The sequence below is a fragment of the Thalassobacterium maritimum genome (assembly GCF_031127805.1).
Classification (GTDB): Bacteria; Verrucomicrobiota; Verrucomicrobiia; order Opitutales; family Coraliomargaritaceae; genus Thalassobacterium; species Thalassobacterium maritimum.
Genome location: NZ_JARXHW010000035.1, coordinates 1 through 17,756, shown reverse-complemented (window position 1 = coordinate 17,756; position 17,756 = coordinate 1). Strand labels below are relative to the sequence as shown.

Annotated in this window: 19 protein-coding genes; 18 read left to right on the top strand and 1 reads right to left on the bottom strand. The window is 53.5% G+C overall.

The window, feature by feature from the left end:
• Window positions 1–12: 12 nt before the first annotated feature.
• A complete protein-coding gene (locus QEH52_RS13890; RefSeq protein ID WP_308951235.1) occupies window positions 13–1,617 on the bottom strand; it encodes an AAA family ATPase in 1,605 nt (534 codons plus the stop codon).
• Between the two features lie 96 nt (window positions 1,618–1,713).
• Here QEH52_RS13890 and QEH52_RS13885 point away from each other — a divergent pair, with 96 nt between their 5' ends.
• The 18 genes from QEH52_RS13885 to QEH52_RS13800 all read left to right on the top strand — a co-directional run bounded on the left by QEH52_RS13885 (window position 1,714) and on the right by QEH52_RS13800 (window position 17,671).
• Entirely contained in the window at window positions 1,714–2,022 is a 309-nt protein-coding gene (locus QEH52_RS13885; protein WP_308951233.1) for an HU family DNA-binding protein, read from the top strand.
• 105 nt (window positions 2,023–2,127) lie between these two features.
• Complete coding sequence (hisS, locus tag QEH52_RS13880) at window positions 2,128–3,465, top strand: histidine--tRNA ligase (RefSeq protein ID WP_308951232.1); 1,338 nt, start codon at window positions 2,128–2,130, stop codon at window positions 3,463–3,465.
• Window positions 3,466–3,609: 144 nt separating this feature from the next.
• Window positions 3,610–5,295, top strand: a complete 1,686-nt coding sequence (locus QEH52_RS13875) for a fumarate hydratase (protein WP_308951231.1) — start codon at window positions 3,610–3,612, stop codon at window positions 5,293–5,295.
• Between the two features lie 72 nt (window positions 5,296–5,367).
• Window positions 5,368–5,931, top strand: coding sequence for an anthranilate synthase component II (locus QEH52_RS13870; RefSeq protein WP_308951230.1), 564 nt, complete (start codon window positions 5,368–5,370; stop codon window positions 5,929–5,931).
• A gap of 113 nt (window positions 5,932–6,044) precedes the next feature.
• Window positions 6,045–6,509, top strand: coding sequence for a transcriptional regulator NrdR (nrdR, locus tag QEH52_RS13865; protein ID WP_308951229.1), 465 nt, complete (start codon window positions 6,045–6,047; stop codon window positions 6,507–6,509).
• Window positions 6,502–6,981, top strand: a complete 480-nt coding sequence (locus tag QEH52_RS13860) for a hypothetical protein (protein ID WP_308951228.1) — start codon at window positions 6,502–6,504, stop codon at window positions 6,979–6,981. Before nrdR ends, QEH52_RS13860 begins: the two co-directional genes overlap by 8 nt.
• Before the next feature lie 86 nt (window positions 6,982–7,067).
• Window positions 7,068–7,544 carry a hypothetical protein gene (locus QEH52_RS13855; protein ID WP_308951227.1) on the top strand — a complete coding sequence of 159 codons (477 nt, stop codon included), beginning with the start codon at window positions 7,068–7,070 and terminating at the stop codon, window positions 7,542–7,544.
• 4 nt (window positions 7,545–7,548) lie between these two features.
• A complete protein-coding gene (locus QEH52_RS13850; RefSeq protein WP_308951226.1) occupies window positions 7,549–7,887 on the top strand; it encodes a histidine triad nucleotide-binding protein in 339 nt (112 codons plus the stop codon).
• 293 nt (window positions 7,888–8,180) lie between these two features.
• Window positions 8,181–9,572 carry an ammonium transporter gene (locus tag QEH52_RS13845; protein WP_308951225.1) on the top strand — a complete coding sequence of 464 codons (1,392 nt, stop codon included), beginning with the start codon at window positions 8,181–8,183 and terminating at the stop codon, window positions 9,570–9,572.
• Between the two features lie 47 nt (window positions 9,573–9,619).
• Complete coding sequence (locus tag QEH52_RS13840) at window positions 9,620–9,958, top strand: P-II family nitrogen regulator (protein ID WP_308951224.1); 339 nt, start codon at window positions 9,620–9,622, stop codon at window positions 9,956–9,958.
• Between the two features lie 118 nt (window positions 9,959–10,076).
• Window positions 10,077–11,054 carry a helix-turn-helix domain-containing protein gene (locus tag QEH52_RS13835; RefSeq protein ID WP_308951223.1) on the top strand — a complete coding sequence of 326 codons (978 nt, stop codon included), beginning with the start codon at window positions 10,077–10,079 and terminating at the stop codon, window positions 11,052–11,054.
• Window positions 11,055–11,105: 51 nt separating this feature from the next.
• Window positions 11,106–13,238 (top strand): TonB-dependent receptor domain-containing protein, encoded by a 2,133-nt coding sequence (locus QEH52_RS13830; RefSeq protein ID WP_308951222.1) that lies wholly within the window; start codon window positions 11,106–11,108, stop codon window positions 13,236–13,238.
• Window positions 13,239–13,356: 118 nt separating this feature from the next.
• Window positions 13,357–13,992 carry a thioredoxin domain-containing protein gene (locus tag QEH52_RS13825; RefSeq protein ID WP_308951221.1) on the top strand — a complete coding sequence of 212 codons (636 nt, stop codon included), beginning with the start codon at window positions 13,357–13,359 and terminating at the stop codon, window positions 13,990–13,992.
• Window positions 13,993–14,176: 184 nt separating this feature from the next.
• Window positions 14,177–14,623, top strand: coding sequence for a MauE/DoxX family redox-associated membrane protein (locus QEH52_RS13820; RefSeq protein ID WP_308951220.1), 447 nt, complete (start codon window positions 14,177–14,179; stop codon window positions 14,621–14,623).
• A 4-nt stretch (window positions 14,624–14,627) separates the two neighbouring features.
• Window positions 14,628–15,239, top strand: a complete 612-nt coding sequence (locus QEH52_RS13815; protein ID WP_308951219.1) for a PepSY-associated TM helix domain-containing protein — start codon at window positions 14,628–14,630, stop codon at window positions 15,237–15,239.
• 6 nt (window positions 15,240–15,245) lie between these two features.
• Window positions 15,246–15,785, top strand: a complete 540-nt coding sequence (locus tag QEH52_RS13810) for a DUF2271 domain-containing protein (protein WP_308951218.1) — start codon at window positions 15,246–15,248, stop codon at window positions 15,783–15,785.
• Window positions 15,786–15,790: 5 nt separating this feature from the next.
• Window positions 15,791–16,609 (top strand): DUF4198 domain-containing protein, encoded by an 819-nt coding sequence (locus tag QEH52_RS13805; RefSeq protein ID WP_308951217.1) that lies wholly within the window; start codon window positions 15,791–15,793, stop codon window positions 16,607–16,609.
• A 27-nt stretch (window positions 16,610–16,636) separates the two neighbouring features.
• On the top strand, window positions 16,637–17,671 hold the full coding sequence (locus QEH52_RS13800) for an FAD:protein FMN transferase (protein WP_308951216.1): 1,035 nt from the start codon (window positions 16,637–16,639) through the stop codon (window positions 17,669–17,671).
• The last annotated feature ends 85 nt before the right edge of the window (window positions 17,672–17,756 follow it).

The window sequence follows — 17,756 nt, the reverse complement described above, 5'->3', positions numbered from 1 at the left end:
GCGCGTTCAATCTCAATCTGAGCTTCCTTTGACGCTTTCGATGCTGCGAACCACCCATTTAGAAAGTTCCTTATCTGGGTTTTCGATCGCGAGCTTGCCCAGTTTGAAAACGGTCTGGCCTGTGTTGCGGTTGATAATGCTCAATCCGTGCTCAAAATCTTTAAACTTGTCACTGCAGAGTGACTGAATGCTTTGGTCACGTTGTTCGGCTTCTTGCAGTAAGGCTTCCACCGCCAGTGGTTTGAATTCCAGGGTGAAGCCGTGCTGCTTCTCGAAGGCCGTGGCATAGCGTTTAATGTCATTTTCCCAGACGGCAGCTTGTAAGTGGGCGTTCTCTGCTTTGAGGGCCTGTAGGCTGGCTGCGGGGTCGGCGATCATTTCGGGCGTAACTTCAAAGTGCTTGATCGCGGTTGAGGGCAGTTCGAATTTATAATCGCGGAAGAGGCGTTCCATGACGGTCATAATGCCGCGGGCACCGGTGCCTTCCTGGCTGGCAGCCTCGGCGATGGCCATGATGGCTTCGGGGCCGATGTCGAAGTCGATTCCGTAGCCACGGAAGTCGTCGCGATACTGGTGGAGCACGCTGCCTTCTGAGGTTGTTAAGATGTGCGCCAAGTCGTTGGAGCTCAGTGCGGAGCAGGCGCAGCGCACAGGTACGCGGCCAATGAATTCGGGCTCGAATCCGTATTTGATAAAGTCGCTGGTCTCCGCGTGCTGCAGGTAAGCGGAGAGGTCTTCTTCCTCGTCGCTCACACTGGCTCCGAAGCCCATCTCGTTTTGGGAGAGTCGTTTTTTGATCGATTCGGCCAATTTATCGAAAGCGCCGCTCACTATAAAGAGAATGTTTTTGGTATTAATCGATTTTCGCTTCGGCTTACCGCCGCGCTGGATTTCCATCGCGGCCTGCATCTGAGCCATCATGTCGGTCGGGCTGAAGAGGCTGACCTCTGTCTCCTCCATTAGTTTGAGCAGGTTGATTTGCACGCCGCGGCCGGACACATCGCGTCCTCCCGCGCCGGCTTCGGCGGCGATTTTATCGATTTCATCGACAAAGATGATGCCTTTTTCGGCGAGTTCGATGTCGCCATCGGCCGCTTTGACTAGATCGCGCACCAGATCTTCCACATCGGAGCCGACGTAGCCAGTTTCTGAAAACTTGGTTGCATCGGCCTTGACGAAGGGGACGCCGATCAGGCGCGCCACATTTTTCATCAGGTAGGTCTTGCCGACTCCAGTCGGGCCGAGAAAGAGTAGATTTTGCTTACTATACTCGGTGGCTTCCGTGCTTTCGCCGGAAAGTGTGCTGCGGATATGGTTGTAGTGATCGCAAATCGCCACAGATAGAACTTTTTTGGCCTCATCTTGACGGATGACAAAGCGATTTAAATAGTCGCGTATCTCCTTTGGTTTGAGGTGGAAGTTGCGAATATTGTCCAGCGTTTGAGCGCTCTTATTGGGTTCGCTCGGTTTTTCCGGTTCGGACTCCTCGGGCTCGTCGGCAAAAGGATCGCTTTCGGTGAAACCATGGGTTGACACTTTTACATTCGAGTCCTTGAACAAATCTTTTAATTGACGTTGAATTTCCTCGAAAGGATTTGGTGGTTCTTTATCACTCATATTTTTTCTAGTTTGACAGTGTTTTCGCGATCCGAAGTATCGCAGCAACAGTAACTTTTGATTTTTCATTTTCGCAAGCCACCTAGCATACCCAGGATGTCCAATAACCTTACAAAACGCGATATCGTTCTAGATATCTACGATAAAACTGATTTTCCGCAAAAAGAAGTGCGAGAAACTGTGCAACTGACTCTCGACGCGATCGCCAGAGCGCTGAGCGAGGGACGTAATGTTGAGCTGCGCAACTTCGGTGTATTCGAAGTGCAGATTCGCAAATCTCGCATCGGTCGCAACCCGAATAAGCCGGAGACTGACGTCGTCATTCCTAAGCGTGCCGTGATCAAGTTCAAGGCTGGCAAGGAGTTGAAGGCTCAGCTTCAGGACTTGGACGTGGATGCTCTGTAATTAGAGCTTATCTGCGACTCGGAAGATTTGATTTTTTTAATAATTCAAATCTTTGGACGGATCGTGAGGTCCAGTCGTTTAGCATCTTTCTAAGGGAGATTCATTATGCAGTTTGAAACGCTACCCGGATTCCGGGAATTTTATCCGGAGGCCTGTGCGCGTCGGAATCATGTTTTTGGTCGCTGGCGTCAGGTCGCGCGTGCCTTTAACTTTTTGGAATACGATGCCCCGGTGCTGGAGCCACTGGAGCTGTATATCGAAAAATCGGGCGAAGAAATCGTCAGCCAACTGTTTAATTTTGAAGATCGCGGCGGCCGTGCGGTGGCTCTGCGCCCGGAGATGACGCCTTCGTTGGCGCGCTTGATCGGTGCTAAGGCTAATAGCCTGAAGCGTCCCGTTAAGTGGTTCAATATTGGTGAACACTATCGCTACGAACGGCCGCAGAAGGGGCGCTTACGTGCTTTTTATCAGTTCAATGTCGACATTTTCGGCGAGCAAGGCCCGACCGCCGACGCCGAACTGATCGCGCTGCTCTGTCAGGCGTTGCAAGCCTTTGGTCTCAGTGCGGGTGACTTTAAAGTGCGCCTCAGTGACCGTGACCTATGGCTGTTGATGTTGGCAGCCGAGGGGCTCGACGAGGCGGGCAGTGCCACCGTGTTGGGAATTATCGACAAGCTTGAGCGCACCGATCGCAGCAAGACCATTGAGAAGCTGGCACCCGTGCTCGGTGAGCAAGCGGAAGCCTTCCTGGGCCGCATCGAGGAGGCGATCGCGATTCGCGACTTCGACCGTTTGCGTGCGTATATTGAAAATTTACCACTCGAAGGGGATCTCGCAGCTCAAGCTAAGGCGCGCATGGAAGACTGGGCGCAGCTACTGCGTAATCTCAAGGCAGCCGGCGCAGGTGATTTTATTCAAATCGATCTCGGGATCGTGCGTGGGCTCGCATACTATACAGGCTTTGTTTTTGAAGCCTTTGAGGCCAGTGGCGCCGGGCGTGCCTTGGCCGGGGGCGGGCGCTATGACGCGCTGGTTAAGAAACTAGGCGGGCCCGATATGCCGGCGGTCGGTTTTGGGATGGGCGATGTCACATTGGTGGACCTGCTCGAAAGCAAATCGTTGATGCCTGAGTATATGCAGCGTCCTGAGTTTATCGCGATCATCGGAGGCGAGGACGAGCGTGATGCCGCGCTGGCCGACGCCGGCCAGTTGCGAGCACTGGGTTACCAGGTTGAGTATCCGCTCAAGAATCAAGGTTTCGGCAAGCAATTCAAGGCCGCCAACCAATCCGGTGCCCGCTTCGCGCTCATTTACGGCAGCGAAGAGTTGGAGCGCGGCGTCGTTAAAGTGCGCGACTTGACTGCTGGCACCGAGGCCGAAATTGCACGCGATCAATTGCTGCAACAAGTGCCCGCATTGCTCGAGAGCGGTCTCGAGTCTTAAGTTGTAGGGGCGTGACTGTCACGCCCGCTTTGTGCGGGCTGCTGTGGCCCCGCGGGCTTGAAAAATTTGAATCGCTACGGTCTTGCAATTCTTTTTGAGTAGCGCTACTAATTCTAAAGTTGAACTAAATTAGAAAGTATAACTATGGCTAAGCCCGCACCTGAGTTTCATTACCAAAAGCAATTTCCACTTGGAAAAGATAAGACGCAGTATCGTCTACTGACCAACGAGTTTGTCGAAACGGTCGATTTCGCTGGGGAATCAATGCTGAAGGTCGATCCCAAGGCGCTGACTTACATCGCAGAAGCTGCGATGAAGGATATCTCCTTCAAGTTGCGCACGGAGCACTTGGAGAAGGTGGCGGCCATTCTCGATGACCCAGAAGCCACAGAAAACGACCGCACCATCGCGCTCACCATGTTGCGTAACGCCGAGGTGTCTGCGCACGGCGTGCTACCTTTCTGTCAGGATACCGGTACCGCCATCATTTTGGGGAAGAAGGGCCAGCGCGTTTGGACCGGCGGCGGTGACGAAGCAGCGCTTTCGCAGGGCGTCTATAATACCTACACCCAGGAGAACCTGCGCTATTCGCAGATGGCGCCGCTTTCCATGTATGAGGAAAAGAATACGGGCTGTAATTTGCCGGCTCAGATCGACCTGCTGGCAACGGATGGCGACAGTTACGACTTTCTTTTTGTCGCCAAGGGTGGAGGCTCCGCCAACAAGACCTTTTTCTATCAGGAAACCAAGGCGCTGCTCAATCCTGCCAATTTGGAAAAATTCTGCATTGAGAAAATGGGCACCTTGGGCACCTCTGCCTGCCCGCCGTATCACATCGCATTTGTGATTGGAGGCACTTCGGCTGAGACCTGCCTGAAGACGGTAAAGCTGGCGTCGACCAAGTATTACGATGAACTGCCCACTGAGGGCAACGAATACGGCCAAGCCTTCCGCGATACAGAACTCGAAGCCAAGCTGCTGGAATACACTCGCAAGATGGGCTACGGCGCACAGTTTGGTGGTAAATACTTTGCCCTGGACGTGCGAGTGATTCGTCTGCCACGCCACGGTGCTTCCTGTCCGGTTGCCTTGGGCGTTTCTTGCTCGGCCGACCGAAATGCCAAGGCGCGCATCGATAAAGATGGCCTGTGGCTGGAGCAATTGGAAGAAAATCCCGGTCGTTTCATTCCTGCCGACGGCGAGATCGCGAAGCCCAAAGACCCGGTCGCCATCGACCTGAATCGTCCGATGAAAGACATTTTAGCGGAGCTCACCAAGTATCCGGTCGCCACGCCGCTCTCGCTGAGTGGCACCATCATCGTGGGCCGCGACATCGCGCACGCCAAGATTCAGGAGCGCTTGGATAAGGGCGAGGGCATGCCCGAGTATTTGAAGAACCACCCCGTTTATTATGCGGGGCCCGCCAAGACGCCCGCTGGCAAGCCTTCCGGCTCTTTCGGTCCTACGACCGCAGGTCGGATGGATAGCTACGTGTATCCCTTCCAAAAGGAGGGCGGCTCCATGATCATGCTGGCCAAGGGCAATCGCTCGCAGCAGGTCACGGATGCGTGTAAAGAGTTTGGCGGTTTCTACCTCGGCTCCATCGGTGGGCCCGCTGCCTTGCTGGCGGAGCACAATATTAAGAATGTCGAAGTGTTGGAATATCCAGAACTCGGCATGGAAGCCATTTGGAAGATCGAAGTGGAGGACTTTCCGGCCTACATTCTCGTCGATGACAAGGGCAACGACTTCTTCGCCGACGTTCGCACCGCCTGCTCGCAGTGCGCGCTGAGTGCCTATGAAAACGCTCGTGCGGAAATGACCAAGTAGCTGCGAAATTGCTTCGATTTCAATTTGCTTGTGAGCTTGCAGTTCGGGGCGAACACGCTTCTGATTTTCGGCATGCTTCTCGTAATCGATAATTTTGACTCTTTTACCTATAATCTGGTGCAATATTTTGGCCAGCTGGGTGAGGAGCAGCAGGTTTTTCGCAACAATGCGATCACGGTGGAGGAGGCGCTCGCGCTGAATCCCGACCGTGTCATGATCTCGCCCGGTCCCTGTTCGCCCAACGAGGCAGGCGTCAGCTTGGCGATGATTGAGGCATTTGCGGGCAAGAAGCCTTTGCTCGGGGTTTGCCTGGGGCATCAGAGTATCGGCCAGCACTTCGGTGGCAAGGTGGTGCGCGCGGAGCGCTTGATGCATGGTAAGACCAGTCCCGTCACGCACCGCGATACGGATATTTTCCAGGGGTTGCCCAATCCGATGGTGGCCACCCGTTACCATTCGTTGCTGGTCGAGCGTGAAAGCTTGCCCGATTGCTTGGAGGTGACGGCTGAAACAGAGGCGGGCGAAATCATGGGCTTGGCTCACAAAGATCTTCCCATCTGGGGGGTCCAGTTTCACCCCGAGTCGCTGGCCACGGAGCAGGGGATGAAGATGCTCGAGAACTTTCTTAAGCTGTAGCCTGGCTACTAAATATAGGGATTGCAAATGTAGTGGGCTATATATAGTAGTCTGCTGCAAATTATTGTTAGTAGACCTTCTCTCTGCTGATTGTTGAATTCATATTGCTAATCATGCGTTGCCCAAAATGCGCCTCTATTGAGACTAAAGTGCTCGATACTCGAACCGGTAAAAACGAGACTTCGATTCGTCGACGTCGTGAATGTCTGGCATGTGGGTATCGTTTTACGACGATTGAAGAGGTGCTGCGTGCCGATTTGCAGGTGGTCAAGCGTGATGGGCGCCGCGAGGACTTTGACCGCGTTAAGGTACTGGGTGGACTCAAGAAGGCAGTTGAAAAGCGGCCCATTGATGTGATGCAGATCGAGATGTTGATTGCGGATGTGTTGGCGTCTTTGGAGAAAGAATTTGATCATGAAATCCCGGCCCACGCCATCGGTGAGCAGATTATGCTGCGTTTGAAGCATTTGGATCAAATCGCTTACGTCCGTTATGCGTCCGTTTATAAAGATTTTCGGGATTTGGCCGAGTTGGCGCAGGAAATCAATGAGCTGAAAGCTTCGACAGATAATGCCTAAAGCCAAGCTGATTGCAGTCGAGCAGCTTCGGACGCTCAACGAATTGCTCGGGCGTGTGTCCGACCCTGAGCGGGCGGAGCATGCGCGTCGTGCCCTAGAGTTTGCCTATAAGGAGCACCCTGAGGATCTCGAACGTGTGCCGCTGGGAGATTATGTTGATAAATTAGCGAAACTTCATTTCGGGGTCTCCGGGCACCGGGCCGATTTTGCTTTTGCTCATTGGCATGTGCCGCGTTTGGAGGATTTTAGCCCGCTGTGGATACGGCAGGCGATCGTGGTTGAAATGAAGAAGTTAGCAGGTCGCCGCGAATGTTTGCTGCTCGTTACTGGCTTGCGTGAGGCGGTGTGCCCAGCTGGTAAATACTGGACGAGGCAGCGAGAGGCTCAATATCAACGCGTGCGCGATTGGATCAATGAATTGGTCTGCGCCTGGGCCACGCGTGGTTCGCGCTTGCAAGTTGTGGTGCTATAGTCGCTCGGGCGGTCTCTAGGAACTTTGTTGTGAGAGTATTGTCTGATGCTTTACAACAAACTTTGTGTCGTTTAGTTATTTGTGTTATGCGCTACTTACTCTGCTTACTCCCCCTTCTCGTTGGCTTGCAGTTACAATTGCAAGCGGTTGAAAACGCCACTCACCTGCGAGGAATCAACTTTCTCTATATGAACATCGATAGTTCATTTGCGACCGAAGTTACGGCGACAGAACGTCTGGACTTGAGTGACATCATGGAGCTCTCTTTGCGGCGCGGTGAGATTGAATTGCGTAATTTCATTGCGAATAAGCCAGAGCTCAATGTGCCACTCATTGTGCTCTCGATCGATACCTCTAATCGCGTGTCGACGGGGCAGTTTGATTTGATTCTCCAGATTCGTGATCATGTCACCATCGACCGTAATAAAGATAAGACGGTCGCGACGACTTTTGAGCTGCGCCGCACCGCGCGTTCCGATGTGAACGAGGTGGATACTATCAAGGCGACCCTGCGTGAGCTGATGGCTGAGTTCGTGGCGATTTACACTAAAGAGAATCCTTAATCCAATGAAGACCTTATTTGAACGAATTATCGATCGCGAGATTCCTGCGAAGATTGAACACGAAGATGATTTGTGCATCGTCCTGCATGATATCGACCCTCAGGCACCGACGCATTTTCTCGTCGTTCCCAAGCAGGTGATCCCCTGTATCGCACAGGCTCAGGCGGAGCACCAGACGCTTTTAGGTCATCTGATGCTGACGGCGGCTTCCGTAGCTCAAAAGTTGAAGCTGGAGGGTGGCTATCGTGTCGTCATTAATAATGGTAAGGACGGTGGAGAGACTGTGCCACATTTACATTTACACGTACTGGGTGGCCGTCAAATGGCTTGGCCTCCCGGATGATCGTTATTTAGCTCATTTATTTTTAAAAAGGACGCATTTTATGCGTCCTTTTTTATTTTTTAGAGAATATTTATCAATCCTTGTAAGTGTCTGATCGTTAGTTGTATGTGTTGCAAATAGGTGAGAATTTGTAGTTTTATTATGAATTAATAGGGGGTTATGCCAACTTGGCATGCTGAGTGCTAAATGTGTATTGTTCGCGTTTCCGCGATCTACTCGGGATGCCCCCCATTGAGGGTATCTCGATTTCAATTCCTGAACAAAGCAATCAACCTGACTAAATAATACATATAATGAAGATTAAGAAATACCTTCTCGCTCTGTTGCTCGGCAGCTCGGCGTTTCTGATGGCCGGCTCGCTCGGCGCACAGGACATGCCGGTTGCAGAAGCAGCTGAAGCTGTCGAAGCTGTCGCTGACGCGATTCCATTTGACGAGGCCTATGCGGCCTTCATGGAAACTCCCGGTGCCGCCTTCTTTACGATCAGTAACCTTTGGCTGCTGATCTCTGCCGCTCTGGTGTTTATCATGCACCTTGGCTTCGCTACGGTTGAGTCGGGACTCGGCCAATCCAAGAACACCGTCAACATTCTCTTTAAGAATGTCTTCATCATCAGCATGGGGCTTATTTCTTATGCACTCTGGGGCTTCAATGCGATGTATCCTGGGTTCGCAGAAGGCTCCGCGGGTGTGTTTGCCATGGGTTCATGGTTCGACGTCACTGCTTCGGTTGATCTAATGACTTCCGAGTATGCAGACTACACTTGGTATACTGACTTCATCTTCCAAGCTATGTTCGCTGCAACCGCGGCGACTATCGTTTCGGGTGCAGTTGCTGAGCGCGTTAAGCTTTCTTCTTTCATGATCTTCGCAACACTGCTTGTGACTTTCGCTTACCCCATCACTGGCTCATGGCAGTGGGGTGGAGGTTGGTTGTCTGCTCGTGGTTTCTACGACTTTGCAGGTTCCTCCCTCGTTCACGGTTTCGGTGGCTTCGCCGCTCTCGCTTGTGCACTGATCCTCGGGCCACGTGCTGGTAAATATGTCGACGGTCGCATCAAGCCGATCCTTGGTCACAGCATGCCGCTCGCTACGATCGGTGTTTTCCTTCTCTTCCTCGGTTGGTTCGGATTCAACGGTGGTTCGGTTCTCAATGCCGACCCTTACTTGGTATCGCTTGTATTCTGCACAACTGCGCTTGCAGCAGCTGGTGGTGGCCTCGGCGCGATCTTCACTTCATGGGTATTCCTCAAGAAGCCTGACCTTTCCATGGGTCTCAATGGTATCCTAGCTGGCCTTGTTGGTATCACAGCGGGTGCGGACTCCATCATGCCATTCTGGGCCATCATCACAGGTCTCATCGCTGGTATCCTGGTTGTCTTCTCGATCATCTTCTTCGACAAGATCAAGATCGACGATCCTGTCGGTGCCATCTCCGTTCACGGTGTATGTGGTATCTTCGGCACACTTGCAGTGGCTCTCTTCAGTGACGCTGCCGGTTTCGGAATCCAATTGATCGGCACACTCTCCGTTGGCGCATTCGCCTTCATCTTCTCGATGATCGTCTTCGGTCTCCTGAAGGTCACTATCGGTGTCCGTGTATCACCTGAAGAAGAGGCCGAAGGTCTTGACATCGGTGAGCATGGTCAAGAAGCCTATCCTGACTTCGCAAACAGCTCACGCTAAGTTTCGCCTAGCCAATTAACAAAAATAACCACAGATTACATAATACTATGAAATTGGTAAAAGCAGTCATCAAGCCCTTCAAACTTGAAGAGGTCAAAGAAGCTCTCGCAGACATCGGCATCGAAGGTATGACCGTCACGGAAGTCAAAGGTTTCGGTCGCCAGAAAGGCCACACCGAAATCTACCGTGGCAGTGAATACACAGTTGATTTCTTGCCCAAGGTAATGATCGAAATCGTTGTTGACGATGCCGACGCGGAAAAGACGACCGAAGCGATCGTCAAAGCCGCAAAAACTGGCAAGATCGGCGATGGTAAGGTCTTCATCATTCCCGTCGAAAGCGCGACACGTATCCGCACCGACGAGACTGGTCCAGAGGCTCTCTAAGCTCGATCTGAACTGATCTAAAGCGAAGGCTTTAAAATTCAGCGGCCACCCGATTCGGGTGGCCGCTTTTTTTTTAGAGTTTACTTGTCGCTAGTGAGACTCAATCTTATTTGAGGATATGGCATTTACGAATCTACAGTATCAAGAGGCGGTTGAGGCGGGGCAGGTTCCGATCCTTGGTCACGACGATTTGTCGTATTGCAAGATCTGGGAGTTTGAGGGGCACTCGATCCCGGAGTCGACGCGGCAACCGCATCGGCATCAGGTGATGGAGTTACTTTATTTGCATCAGGGCAGTGCTCACTTTTTTAGTGAGACGGGGGAGTGGGCTGTTGCGGCGAATTCCTTGGTGCTGGTGCAGCAAGGGCAGGTGCACGCTTGGGAATTTTCAGCAGATGCGCGTGGCTATGTGGTCGTATTTGATTATGAATTGATCATACGTGCCGGTTATTCCAGCGACAGTTTAACAGAGTTGTTGTTTGTGAATACGATGCTGCATTCGCCTGTGGTGTCATTGAGTGCGGCTGTGGCGGAAGAGGCGAATTGGCAATGTCGCTGGCTGTTGCGCGAATTTGCCTCGGATGAGGCCTATCGGGAGAAAACGATGTGTGCCCGGCTTAAGCTTTTGTTGGTGCATTATAATCGCCATTTTGATGGCTTAGCTGCACCGCAGGAGGGGGAGGCGGTGCGGGTGGCCTCGCGGTTTGTGTCGTTGCTGGATCAGCATTATCACGCGCAGCATAGCTCGCGCTTCTATGCGGAGCAGCTGGGGATTTCGACTTATTTACTGGAGAAGCACGTGCATGCCAGCACGGCGCAATCTCCGATGCAGTGGATTCGGAAGCGCTTGCTCTTGGAAGCACAGATCAGGCTTCAGCGTCCAGAACTGAGTATTGCGGAGATTGCGTATCAGTTGGGCTTTAAGACGCCCTCTAACTTTGGGCGCTTTTATAAGAAAATGATGGGGCACTCGCCCGGCGATGCACGTCGGGTCGGCAAGCGCGTGACGCGTCGTGAGCAATTGCAAGGTCTGTGTGTGTGCCTAGGCGAATTTACCCGCTCTTTGGGGATTTTGGACATTCCTTTGGGTTTTTGAATATAAATGTGGCTGGACTTAACCTTAGAGACTGAGTCTCAATAGCGTCTTATGCAAGCTAAGCAGATCAACGATTCAAAAATAAATGTAGCCAGAGTGTTGGCGCTGGGGGGCATCTTTGCCTCTGGCACAGCATTCTCTGAGGAGGTCCCGGCGATGGATCCTGTCCAGTTCGAGGAGGTGGTGATTTCCGCTTCTGGATTTGAGCAGGACATCACCCATGCTCCCGCCAGTATTTCTGTGGTTTCCAGGCAGGACTTGGAAGAAAAGCGAGTCAACTCGTTGGCAGAAGCTTTGTCTGAGGTTGAGGGGGTCGACGTGAGTTCTTCGGCTGGAAAGACGGGTGGTCGCGAGATCAGTATTCGCGGCATGCCTAGCGACTACACTTTGATTCTAGTGGATGGGCGTCGTCAAAACGTCGCAGGTAATGTGACGCCTAATGGTTTTGGCTCGACCTCGACGAGCTTTCTGCCGCCGGTATCCTCGATCGAACGGATTGAGGTGATCCGCGGCCCAATGTCTACACTCTATGGTTCCGACGCGATGGGCGGTGTGGTCAATATCATCACTCGCAAGGTCAACTCGGAGTGGGGTGGCAGTTTGACTACGGGCGGCACCATCCAAGGCGATAGCGATTTTGGAAATACGTCCACCAGTAACTTCTATTTCAGCGGTCCTTTGATCGAAGAAACCCTGGGCCTGACTTTGCGCGGAAGCTATTATAAGCGTTTTGAGTCGGATCTGGAATATACAGATGATGCGGGGAATCCGGTAGAAGTGAGTAAGCGTGGCCCTAGTCCTGTGGAAGCCGACATTTATACTTTGGGCGGTCGTTTGACTTATATGTTAAACGAAGATCACGACCTATGGTTCGATGCGGACATCGCTCGTCAGAGCTACGACAATAGTGAGGCTCAATTGGGAACTTTGGGCGTTCGTGGCTACGAGGATGAGCTTCAATTCAACCGTGAGCAATATACGTTGGCGCACACTTGGCGCTATGATCAAGGTCAGCTGGACTCCAGCTTGATGCACAATGCGACAGAAACCATCGGTCGCGTCCTGCCTGCGGGCACGGCTAATGTCGGTGGTCCACGTGAGTTGGAGAATACTAATATCGTCTTTGATACCAAGGCCGTTTATAACCTAGGATCGCATCGTGCGACACTGGGTGGTCAATGGTGGGATGCCGAGATGATCGACGGGGTCGCGGATGCGCCTTACGAACACACGCAATGGGCTTTGTTCCTTGAAGATGAGTGGCACATTCTGCCGGATTTGGCTCTGACCTTTGGCGCGCGCTATGATGATCACAATGTTTTCGGCTCACAAGTCAGTCCACGTGCCTATGCTGTGTGGTCTGTCACCGATCAGTGGACGGTGAAGGGGGGCATCAGCTATGGCTACAAGGCGCCACGTCTCGATCAACTTGCGGACGGTATTACTGGCTATAGTGGACAGGGCACGATTCCCCTGATCGGTACGCCGACTTTGACGCCGGAAACCAGTGTCACACATGAAGTGGGCGTGGTTTATGACAACCTCGATTGGGTGCGCGTGAGTGCGACAGTCTTCCACAATCAGTTTGATGACAAAATCGCCAATGGCCCCGGCTTGCTGAATTGTAGCTGGGCGGGGGATCCGAATCGCCCCGGTTGCGTAGATTACGGCAATTGGCCCAATGTGGACGAATTCAGACAGACTGTGAATGTCGATGAAGCGATGTCACAAGGTTTGGAGCTTTCCACTACGATTCAGTTTGCTGAAGACTGGACCTTGACCGCCAATTACACTTACACCGATAGTGAGCAGCAGAGTGGTGATTCCAAGGGAGACCCACTCTACGACACACCCGAGCATATGGTGAATGCCCGCTTGCGCTGGAATACCACCGATAAGCTCTCGCTCTGGTTGAGCGGTGAATACCGTGGAGAACGTTTCCGCAGCGAGGGTGCTGCGAAAGATGCTCTGGGCGACTATAAAGCCTATGTACTCTTCCATCTCGGCGGTGTGTATCAGCTCTCTGAGAATGTGACATTGAACGCGACCATCAACAATTTGTTGGATAAGGACTTTGTCGACTATCAGGCCTACGATGACGGTGGCAGCACCAGCTACTCGAACGTCTATAGCAATAACGAAGAACCGCGCCGCCTCTGGCTCTCCGCGACTTATACTTTCTAAATCTATATCCATACGTCCAATCAGACAGCTCCCGCGGGTCGCAACGACTCGCGGGGGCTTCTTTGCATTAAACCTTCAACTCACTCCTAAACTGACGCACATGAAATTGTTCACGCTTATGATAGCCTTTGCCGCGGCTGCGCTGATGTTGCCTCTCTCGACTGTTGCAGATACAGTGGACCCATTGTTGGGCGCCCCGTTTGCCTTACGCGAGCGGCCTTCTTTCGGCGAAACGAATGCACCGGTGGTCGTGATCGAGGCGCGAAGTTTTCGTTGTCAGCATTGTCGTCAATTTCAGAAGAGCATTTTTCCCACTCTCAAGGCGGAGTACATCGATACTGGCAAGTTGCGCTGGGTGATGCTGGATTTGCCGGAAGATCCCGAAAAGGACGAGAGCCGTTTCACCGCTTACGCGCGCGCCGGCTTGCGCAGCGGGCAATATGCGGCTGTGGAGGAAATTCTAGTGGAAAATGGCCGCAAGCCGGCCTATCGTTTGGATAGTTTGCTGCGGAGTCGTGATTCAGTGGACTTTCCCGCTCTCGAGGCGGCCTTGGATTCCGCTGCACTGCAAGCCGAGCTCGCAGCCGACCTAGCTGAGGGGCAGCAATTGGGCCTGAAGACTTTGCCAACTTTTATTTTGCGCAAGCGCCAGCCCGACGGGACTTTCTTGGAAGCACGCATCGACGGGGTGGGTGACTTGGCCTATTTCCGGCATGTGCTGGATGCCGCCTTAAAGACGGAGGGCGCGCAATGACTTGTCTGCGCCGCTTTCGGACACGGCTGATGCAACTGCGGCCTGCACGTTTGCTTATGCTCTGTGCGCTGGCACTGTTGGCTGGGCTGGCGACGGACTGGTTCAGTGAGCAGCGGATATTTTTCCCAAGAAATGACTTTCCGGTCTTTCAAACATTACCAGCGGCTGGGGGCGCGCTAGAGCAATGATGCATGGGGGCACAGGGCACCGCTGGAGCGTGCGCATCCTCCGCATACTGCTTGGTGCCGTCTTTGCTTGGTCCGCGGTGGCGAAGCTGCAGGATCTGTCCGGATTTCATGCGGCGCTGCTTGCGTATGAACTGCCCATCCCAGACCGAGGGCTGCGTTTGATTACTTTATTCGTGCCTTACTTGGAGGGAATCTTGGGGCTGGCATTGATTGCAAACTTTTGGCCGGAAACTGTCAGGCCGGCGGTTTGGGGGCTCTGCTCATTATTTGTTGTGATCTTGTTGTTGAGTGCGGCACGGGGCCTGGACATCCATTGTGGTTGTTTTGGAGGTCGCGGTGCGCCGTTGGCAGTGGCTTTGGGACGGGCGGGGCTGCTGTGTGTATTGGCTTTCTGGCTTGTCTTGCAGCCGTCGCGCTTACATGCGTCGCCAAAGAAGAATTAAGTATATGAAAGCTAAGAAACGTCGTTGGAAAGCACAGTTGACTAAACAGCTGTATCTTTGGCATTGGGTCAGTAGTGCGATCGCACTGGTGGGCATGCTGCTCTTTGCCTTTACCGGCATTACACTCAATCATGCCGGCAGCATCGGCTCGGAGCCGGAGGTGTATGCGCAGGATGCGCAGCTGCCTGATGAATTGCAGGCAGACTTAGCGGCCGCCACAGATAGTTTGCCCTACAGCGTGGTGCGTTGGATTGAGGAGGAGTTTGACCTGTCGGTGGCCCATCAGTCCAGTGAATGGTCGGAGTATGAGATTTATGTGAGTCTGCCGCGCCCCGGCGGGGATGCTTGGTTGCTGATCGACCGCGAGAGTGGGGAGGTGATGTATGAGCGCAGCACGCGTGGGATGATTGCTTATTTAAATGACCTGCATAAGGGGCGAAATACCGGTTTTGCCTGGTTCGTTTTTCTCGATGTATTTTCCGTGGCGACGATCATTTTTTGTATGACAGGCTTCTTCCTCTTACTGGTGCATGCCAAACGACGCCCGAGCACCTGGCCGTTGATTATCTCGGGATTTCTGCTCCCCTTCATTCTCATCATCTTTTTTGTGCACTAAATCATTATGAAAACCAAAACACAGAGCGCGCTCAAAGCGGCGCTACTTTCCACGGGTTGTTTGCAATCGACGGCAGCCCTGCAACTTGAAACCACGATCGAGATTCCCCGTCTGTCGGTGGCGGAATACCATCGGCCCTATGTGGCGGTCTGGATCGAAGATTCCGGCCGTAAGGCGGTGGAGAATTTGTCAGTGCTCTATGATGTAAAAATGAGCAATGAAGAGGGGGAAACCTGGCTCAAGGACCTGCGTCAATGGTGGCGTAAAAGCGGTCGCTCACAGGATATGCCGATTGATGGCGTCAGTGGTCCAACACGTCCCCCCGGCATCCACCGCATCGTCTATCGGCAAGGCGAGAGCGGCTTCTTTAATCTGCCCGCAGGCAATTACGCCTTCGTGGTGGAGGCCTCACGTGAAGTGGGCGGCCGCGAAATGATCCGCATCCCCTTTGAGTGGGATGGCCAAAACTTGCCTGAGCTCAGTGCCCAAGGATCGCGTGAACTCGGCACTGTCACTTTTAAACTACAAACCAATCCAGAAAGTTAGTTATTATGAATAAACGATATCAAAACGCTCTCAGTTGTTTCCTCGGCCTGGCGCTGGCTGCTTCCACTGCCAGTGCGCACCGCCTATGGTTGCTGCCTTCTTCTCATGTGCTCTCGGGCACGGACCATTGGGTCACCGTGGATGCGGCGGTGTCAAATGATCTCTTCTTCCCTAACCATGTGGCACTCTCGCCGGAGTCGATTCAGATCATCGAGCCCGATGGCGAATTCGGCACGATTGAAAATGCCATGAAGGGGCACATCCGTGGCACTTTTGATTTCCATGTAAGCAAAGAAGGCACTTACCGAGTCTTGAACCAGCGCGAGGGCTACTTTGCACGCTGGACAGAAGACGGCGAAGGCAAGCGTATGCGCGGCGATTTGGCCGAGCTGAAAGAAGCCGGTGTGTTTGCGAAAGAAGGTGTCGCTGTGATGAAGAGCCTCAGTCGCTTGGAAACTGCGGTCACGGTGAACAACCCCACCGTCGATGTTTTCGCTAGCACTGGCGAAGGCATTGAATTTGTGCCAGTGACCCACCCGAACGATCTCTTTGCCAATGAGACCGTCACCTTTGGATTCTTGCTCAATGGCGAGCCTGCGGAAGGTCTGGAAGTCGAAGTCGTGCGTGGCGATGATCGCTACCGCGATGAGCCCGGCCTACAAACCTTGGTGACGGATGCCGAGGGGCAAATCGAAATCAGTTTTGCTCAACCAGGGCGTTACTGGTTGGACACTAGCAGCAGTCAGGATGCGGGCACGCTCGAAGGCGCTCCCTTGTCCTTGCGCTATGGGCTAACGATGACTTTTGAAGTCTTGCCTGAGTAATCGCGACAGTGCGCTGCAGAATCGCCGATGACTTCATCTGCTAAATCGGAGCGCACTGTGCTCATTCCCCCCGAGCTCGATCCGGACGCGCTGGCATGGCCCGCGGCGGATGCCGGAGTTTGGGTGCTCGGGGGGAATACGATGGGCACGGTGTGGCAACTGCGCGTGCCAGAGGTGGCGCATACCTCGCCCACGGAATTACAGCGGCGGGTGGAAGCAGTCTTTCAGCGAGTGATTCAAACGATGAGCCCTTGGGAGCCCGCATCGGATCTTGCGCGTTTGAATGCGGCATCAGCGGGTGAGCGCGTGAGCGTGGATGCTTGGACCGGGCGGGTCCTGCGCCGTTCACTCGCCTACGCGGCCCAAACCGATGGCGCCTTTGATCCGACTGTGGCCCCGCTGGTGAATAGCCTCGGCTTCGGTCCGCAGATCGTGGACGCCTCGTCCGCAGAGTGTCGCAGGGAGGCCCAGCGTCAGCTGAGACGACCCTCGTGGCAAACGATTCAAGTGGAAACAGACACTCAGGTGCTGTGCCCGGGCGGCCTGCACTTGGACTTATGTGCGATCGCCAAAGGCTTTGCCATTGATCAAGCAGTCGAGGTGTTGCATACGATCGGATTAAATAGTTATTTATTAGAAGTCGGGGGGGAGGCCTTTGCCCGCGGCTGCAAGCCAGATCGCCAGCCATGGTGGCTGCTGTTAGAGACGCCCAGCCAAGAGGAGACGGGGGCGACCGTTCCCGAAACCGTGCTCGCATTGTGTGGCGAAGCGGTGGCCACTTCCGGAAACTCTCAACGTCAACGCAGCGATGCCAGCGGCAGCGTCGGACACATTGTAGATCCACAACAAGTCGATCTACGCGATGGCGAATTACTCAATGTAACCGTCGTGCACACGCACTGTATGGATGCCGATGCGCTGGCCACCGCACTCTTTGTGAAGGGCCGCAAGCAGGGGCTCGAGCACGCCAATGCGCATGGGATCCGAGCGCGTTTTCTCTCACGAGTCGCCAGCGGGCGCTTGGAAGTGAGTTATTCGCAAGCGCTGGCGGCATATTTGTAAACTGTAGCCGAGTCCTTTAGGCTCGGTTCCGTTGCTCGCTTGTGCGGACCGTGTGGAAACTGGGGCTGAAGCACCCAGCTACTCT

Bases quoted from the DNA above. Each gene is read 5' to 3' on its own strand.
- QEH52_RS13825 (WP_308951221.1), top strand. From the start codon at position 13,357: ATGATAGCCTTTGCCGCGGCTGCGCTGATGTTGCCTCTCTCGACTGTT.
- QEH52_RS13835 (WP_308951223.1), top strand. From the start codon at position 10,077: ATGGCATTTACGAATCTACAGTATCAAGAGGCGGTTGAGGCGGGGCAG.
- QEH52_RS13810 (WP_308951218.1), top strand. From the start codon at position 15,246: ATGAAAACCAAAACACAGAGCGCGCTCAAAGCGGCGCTACTTTCCACG.
- QEH52_RS13805 (WP_308951217.1), top strand. From the start codon at position 15,791: ATGAATAAACGATATCAAAACGCTCTCAGTTGTTTCCTCGGCCTGGCG.
- QEH52_RS13830 (WP_308951222.1), top strand. From the start codon at position 11,106: ATGCAAGCTAAGCAGATCAACGATTCAAAAATAAATGTAGCCAGAGTG.
- QEH52_RS13815 (WP_308951219.1), top strand. From the start codon at position 14,628: ATGAAAGCTAAGAAACGTCGTTGGAAAGCACAGTTGACTAAACAGCTG.
- QEH52_RS13855 (WP_308951227.1), top strand. From the start codon at position 7,068: ATGCGCTACTTACTCTGCTTACTCCCCCTTCTCGTTGGCTTGCAGTTA.
- QEH52_RS13870 (WP_308951230.1), top strand. From the start codon at position 5,368: ATGCTTCTCGTAATCGATAATTTTGACTCTTTTACCTATAATCTGGTG.
- hisS (WP_308951232.1), top strand. From the start codon at position 2,128: ATGCAGTTTGAAACGCTACCCGGATTCCGGGAATTTTATCCGGAGGCC.
- nrdR (WP_308951229.1), top strand. From the start codon at position 6,045: ATGCGTTGCCCAAAATGCGCCTCTATTGAGACTAAAGTGCTCGATACT.
- QEH52_RS13860 (WP_308951228.1), top strand. From the start codon at position 6,502: ATGCCTAAAGCCAAGCTGATTGCAGTCGAGCAGCTTCGGACGCTCAAC.
- QEH52_RS13885 (WP_308951233.1), top strand. From the start codon at position 1,714: ATGTCCAATAACCTTACAAAACGCGATATCGTTCTAGATATCTACGAT.
- QEH52_RS13890 (WP_308951235.1), bottom strand. From the start codon at position 1,617: ATGAGTGATAAAGAACCACCAAATCCTTTCGAGGAAATTCAACGTCAA.
- QEH52_RS13820 (WP_308951220.1), top strand. From the start codon at position 14,177: ATGATGCATGGGGGCACAGGGCACCGCTGGAGCGTGCGCATCCTCCGC.
- QEH52_RS13845 (WP_308951225.1), top strand. From the start codon at position 8,181: ATGAAGATTAAGAAATACCTTCTCGCTCTGTTGCTCGGCAGCTCGGCG.
- QEH52_RS13875 (WP_308951231.1), top strand. From the start codon at position 3,610: ATGGCTAAGCCCGCACCTGAGTTTCATTACCAAAAGCAATTTCCACTT.
- QEH52_RS13840 (WP_308951224.1), top strand. From the start codon at position 9,620: ATGAAATTGGTAAAAGCAGTCATCAAGCCCTTCAAACTTGAAGAGGTC.
- QEH52_RS13850 (WP_308951226.1), top strand. From the start codon at position 7,549: ATGAAGACCTTATTTGAACGAATTATCGATCGCGAGATTCCTGCGAAG.
- QEH52_RS13800 (WP_308951216.1), top strand. From the start codon at position 16,637: ATGACTTCATCTGCTAAATCGGAGCGCACTGTGCTCATTCCCCCCGAG.